Origin of the sequence: Streptomyces sp. NPDC051664 (assembly GCF_044453545.1) — a bacterium.
Classification (GTDB): Bacteria; Actinomycetota; Actinomycetes; order Streptomycetales; family Streptomycetaceae; genus Streptomyces.
Map to the genome: position 1 here is coordinate 465,857 of NZ_JBITCU010000001.1, position 17,626 is coordinate 483,482.

General features: G+C 69.1%; 16 protein-coding genes and 1 pseudogene. 8 read left to right on the forward strand and 9 right to left on the reverse strand.

Annotated elements, in window-relative coordinates:
* Window positions 1-275: 275 nt before the first annotated feature.
* The gene (locus ACIA8E_RS02085) at window positions 276-1,682 is read right to left on the reverse strand and encodes a family 2B encapsulin nanocompartment shell protein (protein WP_399293225.1); all 1,407 of its coding nucleotides are present in this window, start codon (window positions 1,680-1,682) and stop codon (window positions 276-278) included.
* Between the two features lie 136 nt (window positions 1,683-1,818).
* Between ACIA8E_RS02085 and ACIA8E_RS02090 the strand changes: the two are divergent.
* A pseudogene (locus ACIA8E_RS02090) lies at window positions 1,819-1,955 on the forward strand (hemin transporter); the annotation flags it as partial.
* Between the two features lie 201 nt (window positions 1,956-2,156).
* Entirely contained in the window at window positions 2,157-3,074 is a 918-nt protein-coding gene (locus ACIA8E_RS02095) for a 1-aminocyclopropane-1-carboxylate deaminase/D-cysteine desulfhydrase (RefSeq protein ID WP_399293797.1), read from the forward strand.
* Here ACIA8E_RS02095 and ACIA8E_RS02100 read toward each other — a convergent pair.
* On the reverse strand, window positions 3,041-4,651 hold the full coding sequence (locus ACIA8E_RS02100; RefSeq protein WP_399293227.1) for a Na+/H+ antiporter: 1,611 nt from the start codon (window positions 4,649-4,651) through the stop codon (window positions 3,041-3,043). The genes ACIA8E_RS02095 and ACIA8E_RS02100 overlap by 34 nt on opposite strands.
* 35 nt (window positions 4,652-4,686) lie before the next feature.
* On the opposite strand from ACIA8E_RS02100, the gene ACIA8E_RS02105 reads away from it, so the two are divergent.
* From ACIA8E_RS02105 to ACIA8E_RS02115, 3 genes are all read left to right on the forward strand, one after another.
* Window positions 4,687-4,947 carry a UBP-type zinc finger domain-containing protein gene (locus ACIA8E_RS02105; protein WP_399293229.1) on the forward strand — a complete coding sequence of 87 codons (261 nt, stop codon included), beginning with the start codon at window positions 4,687-4,689 and terminating at the stop codon, window positions 4,945-4,947.
* A gap of 232 nt (window positions 4,948-5,179) precedes the next feature.
* Entirely contained in the window at window positions 5,180-5,593 is a 414-nt protein-coding gene (locus ACIA8E_RS02110; RefSeq protein WP_030915678.1) for an anti-sigma regulatory factor, read from the forward strand.
* Window positions 5,590-6,540 (forward strand): RNA polymerase sigma factor SigF, encoded by a 951-nt coding sequence (locus ACIA8E_RS02115; RefSeq protein WP_399293231.1) that lies wholly within the window; start codon window positions 5,590-5,592, stop codon window positions 6,538-6,540. Before ACIA8E_RS02110 ends, ACIA8E_RS02115 begins: the two co-directional genes overlap by 4 nt.
* A 13-nt stretch (window positions 6,541-6,553) precedes the next feature.
* Here the strand turns inward: ACIA8E_RS02115 and ACIA8E_RS02120 are convergent, their stop codons facing one another.
* On the reverse strand, window positions 6,554-6,967 hold the full coding sequence (locus ACIA8E_RS02120; protein WP_399293800.1) for a hypothetical protein: 414 nt from the start codon (window positions 6,965-6,967) through the stop codon (window positions 6,554-6,556).
* A gap of 189 nt (window positions 6,968-7,156) precedes the next feature.
* On the opposite strand from ACIA8E_RS02120, the gene ACIA8E_RS02125 reads away from it, so the two are divergent.
* On the forward strand, window positions 7,157-8,125 hold the full coding sequence (locus ACIA8E_RS02125; protein ID WP_399293233.1) for a diacylglycerol/lipid kinase family protein: 969 nt from the start codon (window positions 7,157-7,159) through the stop codon (window positions 8,123-8,125).
* A gap of 319 nt (window positions 8,126-8,444) precedes the next feature.
* Window positions 8,445-8,702 carry a WhiB family transcriptional regulator gene (locus tag ACIA8E_RS02130; protein ID WP_003953983.1) on the forward strand — a complete coding sequence of 86 codons (258 nt, stop codon included), beginning with the start codon at window positions 8,445-8,447 and terminating at the stop codon, window positions 8,700-8,702.
* A gap of 171 nt (window positions 8,703-8,873) precedes the next feature.
* On the opposite strand, the gene ACIA8E_RS02135 is transcribed toward ACIA8E_RS02130, so the two are convergent.
* Together ACIA8E_RS02135 and ACIA8E_RS02140 are read right to left on the reverse strand one after the other, a co-directional pair.
* Entirely contained in the window at window positions 8,874-10,340 is a 1,467-nt protein-coding gene (locus tag ACIA8E_RS02135; RefSeq protein WP_399293802.1) for a sensor histidine kinase, read from the reverse strand.
* Window positions 10,341-10,682: 342 nt separating this feature from the next.
* The gene (locus ACIA8E_RS02140; RefSeq protein WP_093772646.1) at window positions 10,683-11,753 is read right to left on the reverse strand and encodes an SIS domain-containing protein; all 1,071 of its coding nucleotides are present in this window, start codon (window positions 11,751-11,753) and stop codon (window positions 10,683-10,685) included.
* A 209-nt stretch (window positions 11,754-11,962) separates the two neighbouring features.
* Here ACIA8E_RS02140 and nagB point away from each other — a divergent pair, with 209 nt between their 5' ends.
* Entirely contained in the window at window positions 11,963-12,748 is a 786-nt protein-coding gene (gene nagB / locus ACIA8E_RS02145) for a glucosamine-6-phosphate deaminase (protein ID WP_399293234.1), read from the forward strand.
* 80 nt (window positions 12,749-12,828) lie between these two features.
* Here the strand turns inward: nagB and ACIA8E_RS02150 are convergent, their stop codons facing one another.
* The 4 genes from ACIA8E_RS02150 to ACIA8E_RS02165 all read right to left on the reverse strand — a co-directional run bounded on the left by ACIA8E_RS02150 (window position 12,829) and on the right by ACIA8E_RS02165 (window position 17,567).
* Window positions 12,829-14,376: a glycoside hydrolase family 3 protein gene (locus tag ACIA8E_RS02150; protein ID WP_399293235.1), complete on the reverse strand. Its 1,548-nt coding sequence runs from the start codon at window positions 14,374-14,376 to the stop codon at window positions 12,829-12,831.
* Window positions 14,377-14,385: 9 nt separating this feature from the next.
* Entirely contained in the window at window positions 14,386-15,216 is an 831-nt protein-coding gene (locus tag ACIA8E_RS02155; RefSeq protein ID WP_399293236.1) for a carbohydrate ABC transporter permease, read from the reverse strand.
* Window positions 15,213-16,199 (reverse strand): carbohydrate ABC transporter permease, encoded by a 987-nt coding sequence (locus ACIA8E_RS02160; protein WP_399293238.1) that lies wholly within the window; start codon window positions 16,197-16,199, stop codon window positions 15,213-15,215. The genes ACIA8E_RS02155 and ACIA8E_RS02160 overlap by 4 nt, the downstream gene beginning before the upstream one ends.
* An 84-nt stretch (window positions 16,200-16,283) precedes the next feature.
* Window positions 16,284-17,567 carry an extracellular solute-binding protein gene (locus ACIA8E_RS02165; RefSeq protein ID WP_399293240.1) on the reverse strand — a complete coding sequence of 428 codons (1,284 nt, stop codon included), beginning with the start codon at window positions 17,565-17,567 and terminating at the stop codon, window positions 16,284-16,286.
* Window positions 17,568-17,626: the final 59 nt, after the last annotated feature.

The window sequence follows — 17,626 nt, forward strand, 5'->3', positions numbered from 1 at the left end:
CGAACCAGGCCCGTCCGCTGTGAGGATCCCGGTTCCGCGTCCTGTCGCCTCAACACTCTGCGGCTTGCGACCGCCGCCTGTAGCAGGCACCCATACGCGGCGGCAGGGCCATGGACGATCACGCTCGTCGCGAGTACGACGAGTCCGCCCGGCGAACGAGGCCGGGCCGCCGGTCCCGGGCCGGGGCGAACCGGCCCAGGACACCCCGGATCGACGGCCTCCGGGCCGGGCGTGGCGGGTGGGACCCGGACGGGGCGGTCCGGGTCCCACGTACCTCAGCGCCAGCGGCTGACCTCGACGTTCTCCAGGACCCCGAGGGCGTCCGGTACCAGCACGGCCGCCGAGTAGTAGGCCGTCACCAGGTAGGAGATGATCGCCTGCTCGTCGATGCCCATGAAACGGACCGAGAGGCTCGGCTCGATCTCGTCGGGGATGCCGGTCTGCTGGAGCCCGATGACCCCCTGCTCGGCCTCACCGGTCCGCATGCAGATGATCGAGGTGGTGCGGGCGTCGGTGACCGGGATCTTGTTGGACGGGAAGATCGGCACACCGCGCCAGGCGGGCACATGGTGGCCGCCGATGTCCACGCTCTCCGGCACCAGCCCGCGCCTGCTGCACTCGCGGCCGAACGCGGCGATGGCGCGCGGGTGGGCGAGGAACAGCTTCGATCCGCGGCGGCGCGACAGCAGTTCGTCCATGTCGTCGGGGCTGGGCACCCCGTCGTGCGGCTGGAGGCGCTGGTCGTAGTCGCAGTTGTTGAGCAGCCCGAACTCCCGGTTGTTGATGAGCTCGTGCTCCTGGCGCTCGCGGAGCGCCTCGACCGTCAGCCGCAACTGCTGCTCGGTCTGGTTCATCGGTTGGTTGTAGAGGTCGGCGACCCTGCTGTGGACCTTCAGCACGGTCTGGGCGACGCTCAACTCGTACTCGCGCGGTGCCGATTCGTAGTCGACGAACGTGTGCGGGACGACGGCCTCGCCCACATGACCGGCGGAGAGGTCGATCTCCGCCTCGCCGTACTTGTTGGTGCGCTGGTGCGGGATGTTGAGCAGCCCGGCGAGATGCGCGCGGAGCGAGTCCGCCCGCTCGGCGAGGTTGAGCACATCCGCCCGCCTCAGCGTGAGCACCGTGCACGCGGTGACGGCGCGGGCCGTGTACTCCCAGACCGCGTCGCCCTCGATCAAGGAATGGTCGCCGAAGTACGCCCCGTCGGCGTGCACCCCGAGCACCGCCTCGTCGCCGTAGGGGCCGCTGCCGACCTTCTCGACCTTGCCGTGCGCCAGCAGGAAGACCCGGTCCGCGGACTCCCCGGAGGCGGCGATCACCTGCCCCGCGGCGATCTCGCGCTGCTCGCACCGCCGGGCCAGCTCGGCGAGCACCTCCTCGTCGCCGAAGTCCCGCAGGGCCGGCAGTTCACCGAGCTCCGCGGGGATCACCGTGACCCGGTCACCGGTCTGCACGAACGTCACCCGGCCGTCTCCGACCGAGTAGCTCAGCCGGCGGTTCACGCGGTATGTGCCGCCCTGCACCTGCACCCACGGAAGCATGCGCAGCAGCCACCGCGAGGTGATCTCCTGCATCTGTGGAGCGGACTTGGTGGTCGTCGCGAGGTTCCGCGCAGCCGCCGTGCCCAGACTCTGCTGCGGCGGTGCCTGCGTGTTCTGAACCTCTTCACCAACGGACATCTGACGTCCTCTCGATCATCGGCTGACCTGCGAGAAGGAGCCTTTCAGCGTGGGGACGCAGCACGCTATTACACAAAAGAGTGTGACTAATCGGTCTTTGGGCTGGGCACGACGCGAGCGCTGTCCATAGGCCCTATTGGTTTGCCCCCCGGACCCCCGCCCCGACGTGGTGCTCGGCCGGGTAGCCCACAAGCACACCTCGCTCGGCGTGACCGCCGGCAGTACGACATCGTGCACACCCATCTCTTCGCCGCCGTCGCCGAGGTGCTCGGCCCCGATCTGTGGCGCACCCAGGACCGAACCTCACCGGATTCTCGCGGAATTGACCGGATCTGCTCGCACACCGCACGAACAACGCACCGTGGCATGGCCCGGAGCACGGCGTTCCGATACAAGCGGTGTACGGACTCACCGCCCGCCCCCACATCACCGGGGCGACGGGGGCCGGCCGGCAGACCGGGCGACAATGGGCGCATGCCCTGCGATCCGCTCGACCTCTCCCGGCTGCAGCCGGTGCTCCCGTCACCCCTGCACCCGGTCGAGGACGAGCGCTTCGACCGGCACGGCATACGGCTGCTACTCAAGCGCGACGACCTGATCCATCCGGATCTGCCGGGCAACAAATGGCGCAAACTCGCCCCCAACCTGGCGGCCGCCGCCGGGCGCACCGTGCTGACCTTCGGCGGCGCCTACTCCAATCATCTGCGCGCCACCGCCGCAGCCGGCCGGCTGCTCGGCTTCCCCACCGTCGGCGTCGTACGCGGCGACGAACTGGCCGGCCGGCCGCTCAACCCGTCGCTGGCGCAGTGCGCGAAGGACGGCATGCGTCTGCACTTCGTGGACCGCGCGACGTACCGCGCGAAGACCGATCCGGCGGTCCTGGAGGGGCTGCTGAGTGCCTACGGGGCGTGCAGCGTCGTCCCCGAGGGCGGCAGCAACGCGCTGGCCGCACAGGGCTGCACAGCGCTCGGGCGGGAGCTGCACGGCCTGGCCGATGTGGTCGCGGTGGCCTGCGGCACGGGCGGCACCCTCGCCGGCCTCGCCGCCGGCCTCGCACCGGAGCAGCGGGCACTCGGCATCCCGGTGCTGTGCGGCGGCTTTCTGGGGGACGCGGTACGGCAGCTGCAGCGGGAGGCGTTCGGCGGGCCCGCCGGGGCGTGGTCCCTGGACGGACGTTTCGCCTTCGGCGGCTACGCCCGCACGACTCCGGAGCTGCACACCTTCGCCGACGACTTCGAGGACCGGCACGGGCTGCCCGTCGAGCGGCTCTATGTCGCCAAACTGCTGTACGGGCTGACCGTGCTCGCCCGGGAGGGCGCGTTGGCCCCGGGGACGAGGCTCGTGGCGGTCGTCACCGGTCAGCCCTGGGGCGCGTCGGACTCCTCGCGGTAGGCCGCCGCCTCCTCCAGGTCCAGCCGTCGCAGCAGGGTCCGCATCATCTCGTCGTCGATCCGCCGCTCGTCCCGCAGCCGTACGAAGACCGTCCGCTCGGCGTCGATCATTTCCCCGGCCAGCCGCCGGTAGGTGTCGTCGGCCGACTCCCCGGTCACCGGGTTGGCCGCGCCGAGCCGCTCCCACACGGCATTGCGGCGGCGCTCCAGGACCGTCCGCAGCCGGTCGGTGAGCGGTCCGGGCAGACAGTTGCGCGGATCGGTGAGCAACTCCTCCAGACGCGCATCGGCAGCCGCGGACGCCTCGCTCTGGGCCTGCGCCTCGGCGAGGGTCTCCGCCTGCACGTCACGCCCCGGGAGCTTCAGGACCCGCACCAGGAGCGGCAGGGTGAGCCCTTGGACGACCAGGGTGCCGATGACGGTCGTGAAGGTCAGGAAGAGCACCAGGTTGCGGGCCGGGAAGTCCTCGCCGTCGGTCATCGCCACCGGGATGGAGAAAGCGATGGCGAGCGAGACCACGCCGCGCATCCCGGCCCAGCCGACGATCAGGGGCGAGGTCCAGTTGGTCTCCGTCTCGCGCTCCCTGATCCGCCTGGACAGCCACCGCGGCAGATATGTGGCCGGGTAGACCCAGATGAAGCGGACCACGACGACGGCGAGGAACACGACCACCGCGTACCGGAGGGACTGCGTGACGGCATAGGTACCGAGCCCTTTCAGCACGAAGGGCAGCTGCAGTCCGATCAGTGCGAAGACCGCCGACTCCAGGATGAACGCGACCATCTTCCACACGGCCGCCTCCTGGAGCCGGGTCGCGAAGTCGACCTGCCAGGAGCGGTGCCCCAGATACAGCGCCACGACGACCACGGCAAGCACTCCGGAGGCGTGCACGCGTTCCGCCGCCGCGTACGCCACGAAGGGGATCAGCAGCGACAGGATGTTCTGCAGCAGGGCTTCCTTGAGGTGCGTGCGGAGCCAGTGCAGCGGCACCATCAGCACCAGACCGACCCCGACACCGCCGCCCGCGGCAAGGAGGAACTCGCCGATCCCGGCGCCCCAGCTGACGCCTTCGCCGACGGCGGCGGCCAGCACCACCTTGTAGGCGGTGATCGCCGTCGCGTCGTTCACCAGGGACTCGCCCTGCAGGATCGTCGTGACCCGGCTCGGCAGCCCGACCCGGCGGGCGATGGCGGCCGCCGTGACCGCGTCCGGCGGCGCGACCACGGCGCCCAGCACCAGTGCGGCCGTCAGCGGCAGGTCGGGCACCAGCCAATAGGCCAGCCAGCCGACGGCGAAGGTGGCGAAGAGGACGTAGCCGACGGACAGCAGGGCGATCGGCCGGACGTTGGCGCGCAGATCGAGGTACGAGCTGTCGACCGCGGCCGTGTAGAGCAACGGCGGCAGCAGCAGCGGCAGCACGATGTGGACGTCCAGGGTGTACGACGGCACGCCCGGCAGATAGGAGGCGAGCAGCCCCCCGGCGACCAGCAGCAACGGGGCCGGCACCGGGGTGCGGCGGGCGGCCCCCGCGATGGCCGCACTGGCCGCGACGAGTGCCACCAGCGGCAATGCGTCCATCTCACCGTCCTCGCATCCGTCGTAACCTGACAATCATGAGTGAGTGCCTGCACGTTCTCGAACTGCCGCGCCCCGAGCCCGCCCCGCTCAGCGCCACATGTCCCGAATGTCTTGCCGCGGGCACCCACCCCGTGCAACTGCGGCTCTGCCTGGTCTGCGGCCATATCGGCTGCTGCGACTCGTCGCCCCTGCAGCACGCCACGGATCACTTCAAGAAGACCGGTCATCCGGTCATGCGGAGCTACGAGGCGGGCGAGAGCTGGCGTTGGTGCTTCGAGGACGGTTCGATCGTCTGACGTCTGGGTACGTCAAACCGGCGCCTGTTGTTCGTAATTGACCGACGCAGACCTCTAGCCACTGTGTGTGCTCATGGGTTTACCATGAGTGACAGTCATGGGATGGGGTCCCGGCGACACGGCATCATGGATCGCGATAGCGTCGCCGGACCAAGAACCGAAGACGTACCGCATGGCTCCGGGGCACCCTTCCCGGAACCTCGAAAGAGTTTGTGCCACCTTGGAGGTGAGGGTGTCCCAGATCGCAGGCGAGCCCGGGAATCAGGACTTCGTGGAAGTCCGGCTGCCCGCTGCGGGTGCCTACCTGTCGGTGCTGCGTACGGCCACGGCCGGTCTCGCAGCGCGCTTGGACTTCACACTCGACGAGATCGAGGATCTTCGCATCGCGGTCGACGAGGCCTGCGCGATCCTGCTCCAGCAGGCCGTGCCCGGCTCCGTCCTCAGCTGCGTCTTCCGACTCGTCGACGATTCTCTCGAGGTGACGGTAGCGGCCCCGACGACGGACGGCCGGGCCCCCGAGCGCGACACATTCGCCTGGACGGTGCTCTCCGCACTGGCCGGCAAGGTCGACTCCACGGTCGCCGACGACCGTACGGTCAGTATCAGCCTGTACAAACAGCGCGGCGCGGGACCCGGGCCGGCGTGAGCAACGGGAACGGGGACGGTCCTGTGCGGGACGAGACGATCCGACCAGGGGTGGTGCGACCAGCAGGCATCCCGGAGCAGCAGGCGGCCCTGCCCCATCCGGAGGACGGGGCGGACGGGCCGGCGGTCCGTACGGTCGCGGTGGAGCAGGCGGAGCGGGCAGGCCAGATGAGCGAGCACGGACACCACGATCCACATGACCGCAGTGGGGCGCGGGCACTCTTCATCGAGCTCCGGGAACTCCCCGACGGCTCGCGGGAGAAGGCCGAACTGCGCAACCGGCTGGTGCGGATGCATCTGCCGCTCGTGGAGCACCTGGCCCGCCGGTTCCGCAACCGCGGCGAGCCGCTGGACGACCTGACGCAGGTCGCCACGATCGGCCTGATCAAGTCGGTGGACCGGTTCGACCCGGACCGCGGCGTGGAGTTCTCCACGTACGCGACACCGACCGTCGTGGGTGAGATCAAGCGCCACTTCCGCGACAAGGGCTGGGCGGTCCGGGTGCCGCGCCGGCTGCAGGAGCTGCGGCTCTCGCTCACCACGGCCACCGCGGAGCTCTCCCAGCAGCACGGCCGGTCGCCCACGGTCCACGAGCTGGCGGAGCGGCTGGGCATCTCCGAGGAAGAGGTCCTGGAGGGCCTGGAATCGGCCAATGCCTACAGCACGCTCTCACTGGACGTCCCGGACACGGACGACGAGTCCCCGGCGGTCGCGGACACTCTGGGCTCCGAGGACGAGGCGCTGGAGGGCGTCGAGTACCGGGAGTCGCTGAAGCCCCTGCTGGAGGACCTGCCGCCCCGGGAGAAGCGCATCCTGCTGCTCCGGTTCTTCGGCAACATGACGCAGTCGCAGATCGCACAGGAGGTCGGCATCTCCCAGATGCATGTCTCGCGCCTGCTGGCCCGCACGCTGGCACAGCTGCGCGAACGACTGCTGGTCGAGGAGTAGCGGGCGTCGCGCGTTACGCCTCCGGCGTCGCGCGCGGACCCCGGATGCCCAGCGCTTCCCTCGTCACCGGCCTGAACAGCTGCACCAGCGCGGTCAGCGCCACCGCGGCGAGGACGATTCCCGCCGGGATCAGCGCCCCGTGGGAACGCAGCAGCGTCCAGGCCACCGGCAACGCCATGAGCTGCGTGATCAACGCCGGGCCCCGGCTCCAGCTGCGCCGCAGCAACAGCCCTCGCGCGGCAAGGAGCGGGATCAGGCCGAGCACGATCAGCGTGAGGCCGCCCATCTCCGCCTGCTCCGGACTGTCCGGCCGGCCGAGCAGGCCCATGACCAGCATGTAGACCCCGCCAAGTGCGAGCGCCGCCCCTTCGAAGGCGTTGAGTCCGGCCACGAGGGCGATCCTGGCCGGCTTCGTCGGCTCGGCCATGGGCGACGAGGGCGGCGTGTTCTGCTGAGTACTCACCCTTGCAGGTTGGCATCCCGGCGCCGCGAAAGCGAAGCCGGGGTCCGGATCGGAGCGCCGCGGTCCAGCCCACCGCACCCGGTCCGTCACCGAACGTGAAGGCAACGGGTGAGGACTTCTGTCCGAAACCACGCGGTAGGTAGTCTGGCCGTCATGCGCGCACTCCTTGTGGTCAATCCAGCTGCTACCACCACCAGTGCGCGGACCCGTGACGTGCTCATCCATGCACTGGCCAGCGAGATGAAGCTGGAGGCGGTGACCACGGAGTACCGCGGGCACGCCAGGGACCTGGGGCGGCGGGCCGCCGACTCCGACGACATCGATCTCGTCGTGGCCCTCGGCGGCGACGGCACGGTCAACGAAGTCGTGAACGGTCTGCTCCACAACGGTCCCGACATCGACAACCTGCCGAGCCTCGCCGTGGTGCCCGGTGGCTCCACCAATGTCTTCGCGCGCGCCCTGGGTCTGCCCAACGACGCGGTGGAGGCGACCGGCGCGATCCTGGATGCGCTGGCCAACCGGACCGAACGCACGGTCGGCCTGGGACTGGCGGCCGGCACGCCCGGCACCGAGGACGAGTCGGTCCCCGAGCGCTGGTTCACTTTCTGTGCCGGTCTCGGTTTCGACGCGGGCGTGGTCGGCCGGGTCGAACAGAAGCGCGAACGCGGCAAACGGTCGACGCATGCGCTGTACGTACGTCAGGTGGTTCGGCAGTTCCTGGACGAACCGCACCGGCGGCACGGAACGATCACGCTGGAAGCCCCCGGCGCGGCCCCGGTCACCGATCTCGCGCTGTCCATAATCTCGAACACGGCCCCCTGGACCTACCTGGGGAATCGTCCGATGTACGCATCCCCGAGGGCCTCGTTCGACACTGCCCTGGATGTCCTCGGACTGAAGCGCCTCTCCACCCCCGCGGTCGCCCGGTACGGCACCCAGCTGCTCACTTCGAGCCCCGAGAAGGGTCCGCACGGCAAGCACGCTGTTTCACTTCACGACCTCACGGACTTCACCTTGCATTCAAAGGTTCCGCTGCCGTTCCAGATGGACGGTGACCACCTGGGCCTGCGTACCAGTGTCGCGTTCACAGGCGTACGCCGTGCACTGCGTGTGATTGTGTGAGCGGAAGGACCCAAAGTCCTTTAACTCGAACGTTTGGACTGGCCTCCACCCCATAGAAGTACGGCTGTGACCTAGCCGACACCGAGGAATCAAAAAAAAGTTTCCGGAAGGGGTTGTATCCGCCGCCGAGGTTTGCGAATCTCTACATGGCGATCGGGACGGCCCGCAACAACGGCCTCCACTGAGAGCCAGAACCCCTCCTCACTGCACAGGACCACAACCAGTTCATCTGGGCGTCGGCCCGTCATCTGTGGGGGGATTCGTGAAAGCGTTCACATTCACAAGCCACAGTATGCAATACCAAGGAGAGGTAGCAGCCATGGACTGGCGTCACAACGCCGTTTGTCGTGAGGAAGACCCCGAGCTGTTCTTCCCCATCGGCAACACCGGTCCTGCGCTGCTGCAGATCGAGGAAGCCAAGGCCGTCTGCCGTCGCTGCCCCGTCATGGAGCAGTGCCTGCAGTGGGCGCTCGAGTCCGGCCAGGACTCCGGCGTCTGGGGTGGCCTCAGTGAGGACGAGCGCCGCGCAATGAAGCGCCGCGCCGCTCGCAACCGGGCGCGTAACGCCAGCGCCTGATCCGACGCCACCGCTACGAGCCTCAGTCAGGCGGCGCGTACAGAGCGTACGCACCACCCCGCCCCCCGAGTCGCAGCGCGCAGTACCCCCGAAGCGCACGCATGACCAGTGAGCCCGGACCGCCAACAACGGTCCGGGCTCACTGCTGTTCCCCCCGGGGAACAGTTGCGGCTACTTCTCCGCGCTGACCGGGATGTCGAGGACCACCTGGGTGCCGCGCCCGGGAGCCGGGACCATGCCGAACGATCCGCTCAACTCGCCCTCCACCAGCGTCCTTACGATCTGCAGCCCCAGGTTGCCGGCGCGCTGCGGGTCGAACCCCTCGGGCAGCCCGCACCCGTCGTCCTGGACGGTGATCAGCAACCGACCCTCGGCCGGGGAGCCGCCGCGCACCGCGGAGACCTCCACAGTGCCGGTCTGGGCGACGGTGAACGCGTGCTCCAGGGCGTTCTGCAGCACCTCGGTGAGCACCATGGCCAGCGGAGTGGCCACTTCCGCGTCGAGGATGCCGAAACGGCCCGTGCGACGGCAGGTGACCTTGCCCGGCGAGATCTCGGCCACCATCGCGATGACCCGGTCGGCGATCTCATCGAACTCGACCCGCTCGTCCAGATTCTGGGACAGCGTCTCATGGACGATGGCGATCGAACCGACGCGCCGTACCGCCTCGTTGAGGGCCTCGCGGCCCTGCTCGGAGTCCATCCGGCGGGCCTGCAGACGCAACAGGGCGGCCACGGTCTGGAGGTTGTTCTTCACCCGGTGGTGGATCTCCCGGATGGTGGCGTCCTTCGTGATCAACTCACGCTCGCGGCGGCGCAGTTCGGTCACGTCGCGGAGCAGGACCAGGGAGCCGATACGGATGCCCTTGGGCTTCAGCGGGATCGCCCGGAGCTGGATCACGCCGCCCGCGCACTCGACCTCGAACTCGCGCGGCGCGTATCCGCTGGCGACCTTGACCAGGGCCTCGTCCACCGGACCGCGGGACGGGGCGAGCTCGGCGGTGGTCTTGCCGAGGTGGTGTCCGACCAGGTCGGAGGCGAGACCGAGGCGATGGTACGCGGAGAGTCCGTTGGGGCTGGCGTACTGGACGACGCCGTCGGCATCGAGCCTGATCAACCCGTCGCCGACGCGCGGCGACGCATCCATGTCGACCTGCTGGCCGGGGAACGGGAAGGATCCGGCAGCGATCATCTGGGCCAGGTCCGAGGCCGACTGGAGGTAGGTGAGCTCCAGTCGGGACGGGGTCCGGACGGTCAGGAGGTTGGTGTTCCGGGCGATGACCCCGAGGACCCTGCCCTCACGGCGTACGGGGATGGACTCGACCCGTACCGGCACCTCCTCGCGCCACTCCGGGTCGCCCTCGCGCACGATCCGGCCCTCGTCCAGCGCCGCGTCCAGCAGCGGGCGGCGGCCGCGCGGCACCAGGTGGCCCACCATGTCGTCCTGGTAGGAGGTGGGACCGGTGTTGGGCCGCATCTGGGCGACCGACACATAGCGGGTTCCGTCGCGGGTGGGGACCCAGAGGACCAGGTCGGCGAAGGACAGGTCGGAGAGCAGCTGCCACTCCGAGACCAGCAGATGCAGCCACTCGAGGTCGGTGTCACTCAGGGCTGTGTGCTGGCGGACGAGGTCGTTCATGGAGGGCACGTGTGCGAGCGTACCTGTGGATACGCACTGGTTCCGAACCGAACGACCGGCCTATACGTGCAAGGGCGGAAGGGGCCGGAAATTGCCGCGCTCCGATGGATGGACACAGGCGAATGGTCTAGTCCACAATGCTCAAGACACAGCTTCCGCTCTCCCCGCACAGGAGAGTGGATCGAGGTGGCCTCGCTCTCTGCCCTGACTGCGACGGCACCTCTCCCCGGCCGGGGGCACCGCACACCGCCGGCCGAGCAACTCCGGGCTGCGGTGCCGGACGGGCTGAGGGTCCCGTCCCGGCGCCGCGGCCCGCGGGTGTTTCTGCGGCCTGCCCCGTGTTCAGCGGGTCTCGGTGACCTTGGCCAGTGCGCGGGGCGCATCCGGGTCCTGGCCGCGGGCGATCGTCACCTCGTACGCCAGCAATTGCAGCGGCAGGATCTCCAGGATCGGCTGGACCTCCTCGGCGACCCCGGCAGTCGGCAGCACGAAGCCCGCGGACGCCGCTTCCACCTGGGCCTTCGGGCCGACCACGAAGAGGTCCGCGCCACGGCCGCGCAGCCGGTCCAGGACCGGTTGGAGGGCCTCGCCGCCCCGGCCGTCGGTGACCACGGCGATCACCGGGGAGATGTTGTCGACCATGGCGAGCGGGCCGTGCAGCAGATCGGCGCCGGAGTAGGAGAGAGCGGGGATGTAGCTCGTCTCCATCAGCTTCAGGGCGGCTTCCTTGGCCGTGGGGTAACCGTAGCCGCGCGAGGTGATGACCATGCGCTCGGCGAAGCGATAACGCGACGCCAGGCCCTTGATCTCGTCCTTGCGGGCCAGAACCGCTTCGGCCAGCTCCGGCAGGATCGCGGCGGCGGCGCCGTCCCCGCCGCGCAGCCCCTCGACGAAGAGGTAGAGGGACAGCAGGGAGGCGGTGTACGTCTTGGTGGCCGGGAGGGCCTTCTCCGGGCCCGCCAGGATGTCGATGTGGTGCTCGGAGACGGCGGCGAGCGGCGAGTCCGGGTTGTTGGTGACGGCCAGGGTGATCGCGCCGGCCTCTCGGGCCGCCCGGGTGGAGGCCACCAGGTCGGGCGAGCCGCCGGACTGGCTGACGGTGATGACGAGGACATCCCGCAGGTCCGGCTTGGCGCCGTACGCCGTGGTGGTCGACATCGACGCCAGACCGCAGGGCAGGCCGAGCCGGATCTCCAGCAGGTACTTGGCGTAGAGCGCCGCGTTGTCCGACGTACCGCGGGCGGTGAGGAGTACGAAGCGGGGGTTCTTCGCCGCGATCTCGGCGGCCACCGCCCGGATCTCCGGGGCTCCCCGGTCGAGGATGCGGCGCAGCACCCCGGGCTGCTCGGCCATCTCGCCGGACATGATGCGGCCCGGCCGCTCGCCCTCTTCGGCCGGAAACGTGGCGGACATGTCGGGTGCCTCCCAGAGGTGTCTCGGTGCGTCCGGAGCGGCGGTCCGACCAAGTCGACCACGGGAAAGCCGTGGGCCGCCAGCGGGCCGCGGCCGGACAGCGCACGAACGGCATCCGGACGTCACCGCAGGGTGGTCCAGCTCTGCTAGATTAGATCTCGATTGGTCTATACCACACGTCATCACCTCCTCAGATCGGCAGGCCCCGCGTGGAAGTTGTCATCGTCCCGGACGCCAAGGCAGGCGGCGAGCTCATCGCGGGGGCCATCGGCGCCCTGCTCAGCCGCAAGCCCGACGCACTTCTAGGCGTTGCCACCGGTTCGACCCCGCTGCCCATCTACCAGGCACTGACCGCCAAGGTCCGCTCCGGCGAGGTGGACGCCTCGCGCGCCCGTATCTGCCAGCTCGACGAGTACGTCGGACTGCCGGCCGGCCACCCCGAGTCGTACCGCTCGGTGGTGCTGCGCGAGGTCGTCGAACCGCTCGGCCTGTCCGAGGCGTCCTTCATGGGCCCCGACGGATCCGCCGAGGACGTGCGGGCCGCCTGCGAGGCGTACGACAAGGCGCTCGCCGCAGCCGGCGGGGTGGACCTGCAGCTGCTCGGCATCGGCACCGACGGTCACATCGGCTTCAACGAGCCGTGCTCCTCGCTCGCGTCCCGCACCCGGATCAAGACGCTGACCGAGCAGACCCGGATCGACAACGCGCGCTTCTTCGACAACGACATCAGCCAGGTGCCGCACCACGTCATCACCCAGGGCATAGGCACCATTCTGGAATCCCGCCACCCGATCCTGCTGGCCACGGGCGAGGGCAAGGCTGAGGCGGTGGCGCAGACGGTCGAGGGGCCGGTGGCGTCGTTCGTCCCGGCGTCGGCGCTGCAGCTGCATCCGCATGCGACGGTGGTGGTGGACGAGGCGGCGGCGTCGAAGCTGAAGCTGGCGGACTACTTCCGCGCCACGTATGCGGCGAAGCCGCGGTGGCAGGGGATCTAGGTCTCCGGACACGGAAGGGCCGGGACACCGTGGCGGTGTCCCGGCCCTTCCGTGTTGCTCGAACGCCGGACGAGCCCGGCTCAGTCGTCGGACGCGGTCGGGTGGGGTGCGCCCGTGATGGCTTCCGCTGCTGCGACTCCGCAGACCCGTGCGGCTCCGTGGGTCGCTATGTACAGCGCTCCCCGCGGCTCCGCCTGCGGTACGCCCATCTCGACCACCACCGTGTCGGGGCGCTCCGCCAGCAGCGTGGTGAGTGCCTGGCGCATCCACACGTGCCGGTGGGCGTCACGGACGACCGCGACGATGCGCCGCTCCCCCGCGGCCTGCATCACCGAGGCAGCCGGCTCCTCGGTCTCGCCGCTGTACGTGTCGGTCGCGGTGCCGGGCAGGACCCGGGCCAGTTCGGCCGCGACACCCCACGGGGTCTCGTCACCGACCGCTATGTTCGCGACGGGGGTGAACGCGGCCACATACGCCGGTTCGGTGAGCGGATCGGCGGCGCCGGTCAGCTGCAGCGCACGACGCGCAGCGACCAGGCCGATGTCGGACGCGATACCGGTGCCGGGCGCGGTCCCCTCCTGCGTTGCCGCGCCCGGCTCCGGGACAGCCCCCCGGGCCCGCTGCGTCCAGGACGCGAGGGCACGTACCCGTGCCGCCGCGTCGGCCAGCCGCTCCTCGGGCAGTTCGCCGGTCCGTACCGCCGCGACCAGCGCGTCGCGCAGCCGCAGCACGGTGGCCTCGTCCTCCAGCCCGCCGCCGACACAGATCGCGTCGGCGCCCGCGGCGATCGCGAGGACGGAGCCGCGCTCGATTCCGTACGTCGCGGAGATGGCCTGCATCTCCATGCCGTCGGTGACGATCAGGCCGTCGTAGCCCAACTCGTTGCGCAGCAGACCCGTGAGGATCTGCGGGCTCAGGGTCGCCGGGCGGTCCGGGTCGAGCGCGGGCAGCAGGATATGCGCGCTCATCACCGATTTGGAACCCGCTGCGATCGCCGCCCGGAAAGGCACCAGCTCACGGGCGTGCAGGGTGTCGAGGTCCACATCGATGCGGGGCAGCGCATGGTGCGAGTCGACGGCGGTGTCGCCATGTCCCGGGAAGTGTTTGGTGCAGGCGGCGACGCCGGCGGCCTGGAGGCCCTCGATGTACGCGGCGGTGTGCCGGGCGACGAGGCGCGGGTCGGCTCCGAAGGACCGCACGCCGATGACCGGGTTGTCCGGGTTCGAGTTGACGTCGGCTGACGGCGCCCAGTTGAGGTTGACGCCGCACTCGGCGAGCCGGCGTCCGAGCTCCTGAGCGACCGCGCGGGTCAGCTCCGGGTCGTCGACGGCCCCGAGGGCGAGGTTGCCGGGGAAGGACGAGCCATGACGCACCTCCAGTCGGGTGACATCACCGCCCTCCTCGTCGATCGCGACGAGCACGTCGTCCCGCTCGGCCCTGAGCTGGGCGGTGAGCGCGGCGAGCTGTTCCGGCGTCTCGATGTTGCGGCCGAACAGGCCGACGGAGGAGAGGCCTTCACCGACGCGGCGCAGCAGCCAGTCGGGGGCGGTGGTACCGCTGAACCCGGGCTGCAGGACGGCGAGGGCGTCGCGCGTGACGGTGTCCGTGGTGGAGGTGAAGGTGGTCATGGGCCGGCGTTATCCCTTCACTGCGCCGTCGGTAAGACCGCTGACGGCCTTGCGCTGCAAGTAGATGAAGAGGATCAGGATCGGTACGGCGAAGAGCGAGGAGGCGGCCATGGTCGCCCCCCAGTCGTCACCGAACGCGGTCTGGAACTGGGAGAGCCAGAGCGGCAGGGTCTGCGACTCGATGTCCTTGTTGAGGATGAGGACGAGCGGGAATTCGTTCCAGGCGGTGATGAAGCCGAAGAGCGAGGTCGCCATCAGGCCGGGGCCGAGCAGCGGCAGGATCACCTTCATGAAGGCCTGCGGGCGGGTGCAGCCGTCGACCATCGCGGACTCCTCCAGCTCCCTCGGCACCGAGGCGACGTAGCCGCGCAGCGTCAGGATGGTGAAGGGCAGGACCATCATCATGTAGAAGATCGTCAGCGGGACCAGGCTGTTCAGCATGTCCGCGTCGCGGACCAGCATGTAGATCGCGATGACCATGACTTCCCACGGCGCCATCTGCGCGATCATGAAGGTCAGCAGGATGCCGCGCCGGCCCTTGAAACGCATGCGCGCCATCGCGAAGGACGCCAGCAGTGCGATCAGCAGCGAGGCGGCCACGGAGAGCACGGTGACGGTGAACGAGTTGCGGACCAGGGTCCAGAAGTGGTCGGCGGCGACGGCCTTCTCGAAGTGGTCGAAGGTGATGTCGGTGGGGAACCACACCGGGGTGTCGGTGATGATGTCGCCGGTCGGCTTGAAGGCCGTGCTGAACATCCAGTAGACGGGGAAGGCGAAGGCTATGAAGAGGACGACTGCCGTCGCGTTGGGCCAGATCCGGCCGATCAGTGAGCGCCTCACAGCTCGTCCTCCTCTTGCTTGAGTACGGTGCGCAGGTAGTAGCCGGTCAACGCCAGCAGGACGATGATCGTCAGGAACGAGATGGCCGAACCCTTGCCGAAGTGCTGGTTGCCGACACCTTCGACGAAGGCGTAGACGGGCAGGGTCTCGGTGAGCCGGTCCGGGCCGCCGCCGTTGATCGCGAAGAGCTGGGCGAAGGACTTGAAGACCCAGATGACTTCGAGGAACGTGGTGGCCAGCAGGAACGGCTTGAGGAACGGGAGCGTCACCGAGGTGAAGCTCTTCCAGGTTCCGGCGCCGTCGAGCGACGCGGCCTCGTACAGCTCCTTGGGGATCGTCGTCGACGCGGCATACAGGTTGATCGCCACGAACGGGATGGACATCCAGACGATCACCAGGGTGACCAGCGAGAAGGTGGAGAACTGGGTGCTCGTCCAGTTGTAGTCGGCCATGGAGTGCCAGCCGAGACTGTCGAGCACATAGTTGACGACACCGAAGCGCTGGGCGAACAGCCACTGGTAGACCGTGGTCGCGGCGATGAGCGGCATGGCCCAGGCGAGCACGAGGCCCAGCATGAGCAGCAGCCGCATCTTCTTGCCGAGGCGCGCGAGCAGCAGGCCGATCAGGGTCCCGAGCACCATGATCAGGACAACGTTGGCGGCGGTGAAGAAGATCGAACGCTCGACGACCTTCCAGAACTCCGAACTGCCGAGGACTTCGCTGTAGTTGTCGAAGCCGTTCCACTCGGTCAGATGGAGGATCAGCTGGCGCGGGTTGAGGTTCTGGAACGACAGCATGCCGTTCTTGACCAGCGGATAGCCCAGGAGCACCGCTGTGGCGAGCAGTGCGGGCAGGAGGAGCAGGTACGGGGCCGGGCCACCGACCCGCTTCTTGCTCGATGCGGCCGGGCCGCCGGGAGGCGCGTCGTCCTTGCGGGCGCCGGCTGCCGGGACCGAGTCCACTTGTTCGGTCTGCACTGACATGCTCGCCATCTCTTCTCGGGCCGTACGGTCGAGTCACGCGGGAGCGCCGGGGGGCGGTCGTTGCCCGCCCCCCGGCGCGTGCGGTCAGCTCGTCTGCGAGAGACGCTTGTTGATCTCCGACTCGACGGCCTTGGCCGCGTCGGCCGGGGACTTGCCGTTCAGAACCGCGGTCATGTAGCTCTTGATCGGGTTCGGCGCGTTCTCGACAGCGGCCCACTCGGGGATGAGCGGGGTGGTGCCACCGCCGACGGCGGCCGGGGCCGCGGCCTCGGCGGCGCCGTTGCCGGTCAGGTTGGAGTTGAGCGACTCCTTGTTCGGGATGACGCCGTTCTCCTTGGCCAGCTGGCCCTCGAACTGGTCGGACAGGGCGAGCTTCAGGAACTCCTTGGCGAGGTCCTGCTTCTTGCTGCCCGCGGCGACCGCGAAGTTGGAGCCACCGAGGAAGACGCCCTCGGGCTTGTCGGCGGTCTCACCCGGGATGGTGAAGTAGCCGATGTCGCCCTCGATCTTCTTGTTGGCCGCGATGGCCGTGCCGGCCTCCCAGCCCATGCCGATGAAGGCACCTACGTTGCCCTTGGCGAAGACCTCGGCCTGCTGCGGGGTCGCCTCGTCCTTGTCCTTGGGGGCCTTGGAGTAGGACTGGTACTTCTTGTAGAGCTCCATGGCCGCGGCGACCTTGGGGTCGGAGAGGTTGGAGACGTACTTGTCGCCTTCCTTCTTCACGAGGTCCGCTCCCTGACCGATGGTCAGGCCATCGAAGAAGTACCAGTTCTGGCCGGGCATGTAGATCGGCTCGGCCTTGCCCTTCTTCTTGATGGCGTCGAGGTCCTTGAAGAACTCGTCGCGCGTCTTCGGGGTGTCCTTGATGCCGGCGTCGGCCCAGACCTTCTTGTTGTAGATGACCACGCGGTTGGCGAAGTACCACGGGGCGGCGTACTGCTTGCCGTCGAAGACCGAGGACTTGTTGAGCGCGTCGACCCAGTCTCCGCCGATCTCCTGCTTGACGTCGCTCAGGTCGGCGAGGCCACCGGTGGCCGCGTACGCGGGGGTCTGGGTGTTGCCGACCTCGAGGACGTCCGGCGGCGTCGACTCGGAGAGGGCCGTCGTGATCTTCTGCTGGATGCCGTCCCACTTCTGGGTCTGGAACTTCAGCGTGGCGCCGGTCTTCTTCTTGAAGGCCGCGGTCAGGTCCTTGGTCCAGCCGGGAGGCGTGGAGCCGTCCATGGCCCAGACGGTCAGCGTCTGGCCCTTGTAGCTGTCGGGGCCGGTCTTCTTGCCACTGTCGCCCTTGCCGTCGTCCGAGCCACAGGCAGTGGCACCGGCCATGAGAGCTACGACACCAATGGCCGCGATGAGTCCGCGCTTCACGACACCCTCCTCAGGGATGCAAGAGAATTCCCCCCACCACCCGAGATCGCCGTCCGTCG

What these genes read in the sequence shown, in the direction of transcription:
- ACIA8E_RS02085 (WP_399293225.1), bottom strand. Translation starts at nt 1,682, where the DNA reads ATGTCCGTTGGTGAAGAGGTTCAGAACACGCAGGCACCGCCGCAGCAG.
- ACIA8E_RS02095 (WP_399293797.1), top strand. Translation starts at nt 2,157, where the DNA reads ATGCCCTGCGATCCGCTCGACCTCTCCCGGCTGCAGCCGGTGCTCCCG.
- ACIA8E_RS02100 (WP_399293227.1), bottom strand. Translation starts at nt 4,651, where the DNA reads ATGGACGCATTGCCGCTGGTGGCACTCGTCGCGGCCAGTGCGGCCATC.
- ACIA8E_RS02105 (WP_399293229.1), top strand. Translation starts at nt 4,687, where the DNA reads ATGAGTGAGTGCCTGCACGTTCTCGAACTGCCGCGCCCCGAGCCCGCC.
- ACIA8E_RS02120 (WP_399293800.1), bottom strand. Translation starts at nt 6,967, where the DNA reads ATGGCCGAGCCGACGAAGCCGGCCAGGATCGCCCTCGTGGCCGGACTC.
- ACIA8E_RS02125 (WP_399293233.1), top strand. Translation starts at nt 7,157, where the DNA reads ATGCGCGCACTCCTTGTGGTCAATCCAGCTGCTACCACCACCAGTGCG.
- ACIA8E_RS02130 (WP_003953983.1), top strand. Translation starts at nt 8,445, where the DNA reads ATGGACTGGCGTCACAACGCCGTTTGTCGTGAGGAAGACCCCGAGCTG.
- ACIA8E_RS02135 (WP_399293802.1), bottom strand. Translation starts at nt 10,340, where the DNA reads ATGAACGACCTCGTCCGCCAGCACACAGCCCTGAGTGACACCGACCTC.
- ACIA8E_RS02140 (WP_093772646.1), bottom strand. Translation starts at nt 11,753, where the DNA reads ATGTCCGCCACGTTTCCGGCCGAAGAGGGCGAGCGGCCGGGCCGCATC.
- ACIA8E_RS02150 (WP_399293235.1), bottom strand. Translation starts at nt 14,376, where the DNA reads ATGACCACCTTCACCTCCACCACGGACACCGTCACGCGCGACGCCCTC.
- ACIA8E_RS02160 (WP_399293238.1), bottom strand. Translation starts at nt 16,199, where the DNA reads ATGTCAGTGCAGACCGAACAAGTGGACTCGGTCCCGGCAGCCGGCGCC.